3 protein-coding genes are annotated in these 3298 nt (G+C 55.1%); 1 reads left to right on the top strand and 2 read right to left on the bottom strand.

Features of this window, described 5'->3' with window-relative positions; genetic code table 11:
• The coding region (locus C442_RS20690) for a hypothetical protein (protein ID WP_008314007.1) at positions 1-1099 on the bottom strand (1099 nt) is incomplete at its 3' end.
• 262 nt (positions 1100-1361) lie between these two features.
• On the opposite strand from C442_RS20690, the gene C442_RS21355 reads away from it, so the two are divergent.
• Positions 1362-1970 carry a type IV pilin N-terminal domain-containing protein gene (locus tag C442_RS21355; RefSeq protein ID WP_338035260.1) on the top strand — a complete coding sequence of 203 codons (609 nt, stop codon included), beginning with the start codon at positions 1362-1364 and terminating at the stop codon, positions 1968-1970.
• Positions 1971-2107: 137 nt separating this feature from the next.
• On the opposite strand, the gene C442_RS20685 is transcribed toward C442_RS21355, so the two are convergent.
• Entirely contained in the window at positions 2108-2764 is a 657-nt protein-coding gene (locus C442_RS20685; protein WP_008314004.1) for a hypothetical protein, read from the bottom strand.
• Positions 2765-3298 lie beyond the last annotated feature (534 nt).

Below are 3298 nucleotides of genomic sequence, written 5' to 3'. Positions count from 1 at the left end.
TTGGCTCCCACGGAAAGAAGCCATTCCGCTCGCGATAGGCACTGATCTGGTCCTGAAACTCTTGTTCCTGGAAGTCTGGCTCGTCGCCGTGGATGTCTTCGGGTGAGACGCCGTCGGGAAGATGCTCATAGCCCGTGATATTCTCCGTGTCATCCTCCTGCTCAGGTTCGTGTCGGTGCTGCCCACACTCCCTGCAGGTCCAGATCATGCGGTCAAGATGTGGGTGGCACTCGAAGCCATCGAGTCCGTGAGATTCGTGTCCCGTCACGGCGCCACACTGCCGACAGTGGAACCCGATACCGATTATCTCCGGTTCGGCTCTTGCCTGATGGCGCTGCACNTCGTGTCCCGTCACGGCGCCACACTGCCGACAGTGGAACCCGATACCGATTATCTCCGGTTCGGCTCTTGCCTGATGGCGCTGCACGACGCCGGGAACAAGCCAGTACGTGCCGTCGTTCTGTCGGAACTCATCCGTGAGCTGCTGGAACTCCGAGCGGTCGGTGACCGGCGACCCGTCCTCGAGATAGATCCGTGGCTGGACGTCGTCTCCATCCCAGTTAGTCTGTTTGTCGGCTGTCTCCAAGAGCGCCTGTCCGGGTTCCTCGTCGATCGTGGTTTCGGTCGGCAGCTCGGGCCAGCCCTGCGTGAGAGTGGCGGCTGGCTCGGTGCCGAAGGCTGCTCGACACTTCACGGTTCCATGGGAGACACCCTCGCCGCTCGCGATGCTATCAGACACGGAGAAGGCCGCAGCGCCGAGGGCTCGTGCATGGAAGTCAGTGTTCGCTTCGACGAGTGCCAGAATAACCCGCCCGAACGTCCACTCCCCAAGTGGGCTGCTATCCTGATCGTCGGACGAAGTCTCTGAGATGTCGGTTTGAGCGCAGAACGGACACTGGCGTTCATCCCGGGGAATATCCTGTCCACAGGTCGTACAGGTACGAGCATCATCCTCTGTATGGTCGGGATACTTGGTGGATTCGAGGACTCGTTCCCGTCCGTTCCCTCTCGTTTCAGGGTCGGAACTCGCGGCACCGAGGATATCCGCGGGATCGTACTCAGGATTTCGGTCAGTCACACGCTTGGTTGCGTTCGTCATCGTATTTAAACTCCAGCCCCGAGGGAAGCACAAACCNGCGGGATCGTACTCAGGATTTCGGTCAGTCACACGCTTGGTTGCGTTCGTCATCGTATTTAAACTCCAGCCCCGAGGGAAGCACAAACCAACAGAGAGCGAGAGTCTTGCCTGATACAGTGAAACAGTTGTCGACCTGATGATGTTGTCACTGGTTGCCGTGCAAAATGTAGAGCTTGAAGTCAGCAGAGAGCTGTGAGAAGTAAGGCGGTTATTTATCAAGTCGGTGGTCCATTCTGCAAATAGGGATCTTGGACCTGTGGAACCGAACCGGGCCGTCTCACCTGTTATTTCGGTTATTTTGATGGTCGCAATTGCAGTCATACTAACCGCAACTATCTCGATATTCGTTCTTGGATTCACAGAAGACCTCAACGACACTGCGCCAGTTGTAGGCCAAACGAGCGGTGAATTTGAACCCGGTAGTAGTTCTGATGAACAGATTGTTCGAATTACTCACATTGCAGGTGATAGGGTGCACGTTGAGAATATTGAGATTATCGTTCAGGCATCTGGCCCAAATCTTGATTCCAACGCACGATTGGTCAATTTACCCGCTGATAGCTACTTCTCGAATGCCATTGACTCCACAAATGTTCAAGGCGACGATATAATCGATACCAGTAACGGAGCTCCGAACCAAGTTATCGTTCCTGCAGATCCAAACACATGGGCTGCGGGGGATACAATACAATTCCGAATAAAGGTTGGTGGAGCCGATTTCCGTGAACCACCGGACAGAACAGGGCCAGAAGCTAACGAACTTGAGGTCACTATCGTCTATACTGATACTGAGTCAAGTGCTATCCTGTTTGAGGAAACGTTTAGACCATAATCAACGTATAGGAGTGTAGTCCCGTAGCTGTTGAATACGCGCTGTGCATCTTGCACAGCCTGATCTACCAACCTAGAGACAGATACCAGTGTTTTGCTGTCTTCGGTAAGAACCGAGACCAAGGCAGGACGAGTTGGCTACTCGCCGTCCGTGCTGTCCGTCACTTCTGCGATGAACGTGTCCGTGGCCCTGTCCAGATCGTACTGGTTGATGAGTTCGAGGGCAGCCAGCGCTGCGCCTGTGTCTACGAGGTCTGCGGCGAGCAACCGTTTGAGACGAAGAGAGCCTTTGTCGGCACGGTCGGAATCTGAACCTCGCATCTGGGAAAATTCCATGAAGAGTCGTCGCCACGCAGTCGCCGAGCCGGTCACCGTGAGATTCCAGTCCGGGGCTTCATACCTAGAGGACGACTGCCGGCGGTAGTGGCCTTCAAGTCTGTCNGTCACCGTGAGATTCCAGTCCGGGGCTTCATACCTAGAGGACGACTGCCGGCGGTAGTGGCCTTCAAGTCTGTCGAGCAAGTCGTCGATAATCGTGCCCTTCTCAACGGTCCGTCCGTGTATGGCGTAGTCTGGGTCGACGAGATTGCGCCACTCGTCGTAGGAGGCGATATCGTACTCGACAGCTAGCTCGACCTCGACTGTTTCGAGACAATCGGCCTTCCCGGGTTCATTGACTCGTCGAAGTCGATCTGCGGTCCCTTCGGCGTGGACTGTGAGGTCTGGGAACTGCGCTTCGCTAGATGCTGGGTGCTGTTCTCCGGTCTGATCGCTGTTGGTGGTCTTCGATGCCATGGGTACTGTCGGGACGCTCTCACTGGACCGCCCCGCACCCGACTGGGNGTTGGTGGTCTTCGATGCCATGGGTACTGTCGGGACGCTCTCACTGGACCGCCCCGCACCCGACTGGGGGTGCAAAAACTCACAGTCTGGTCGACTAATCGCTGAAGAATTGGCACACACCACTGTCTCCGGAGAAAACCACCAGACAGCGATGGTATTTTCACTCGAAATACGGTGTGTTAAGTCTGGGACTAAAGCCGGTCTCAAGGGGGTGTCGTAGGGACCCTCCTGAGGTTAGTTTGTCCTCGTTGCCTTCCCTAACTGCCTTTTATTTCATATAAATACAGAAAATATTAAAACGCTAAACAGGTAGTTGTCAATTATGGATAGCAACCTCACACCCGACGAGTGGGATCGAATTAGAGCGTTCGCACGGGCTGCAGATTGCCGCCAACGACCCGAGATACTGCTCCCTGAGGAAGCCCTTAAAAGCGACTAAGATACAATCACGTTCTGGTCCGCACCTGATGACTGGCTCCTACAATG

Source organism: Haloarcula amylolytica JCM 13557 (genome assembly GCF_000336615.1).
GTDB classification, from domain to species: domain Archaea; phylum Halobacteriota; class Halobacteria; order Halobacteriales; family Haloarculaceae; genus Haloarcula; species Haloarcula amylolytica.
Note: the sequence above shows the minus strand (reverse complement) of the source record. Positions and strands in the feature narration are given on the sequence as shown.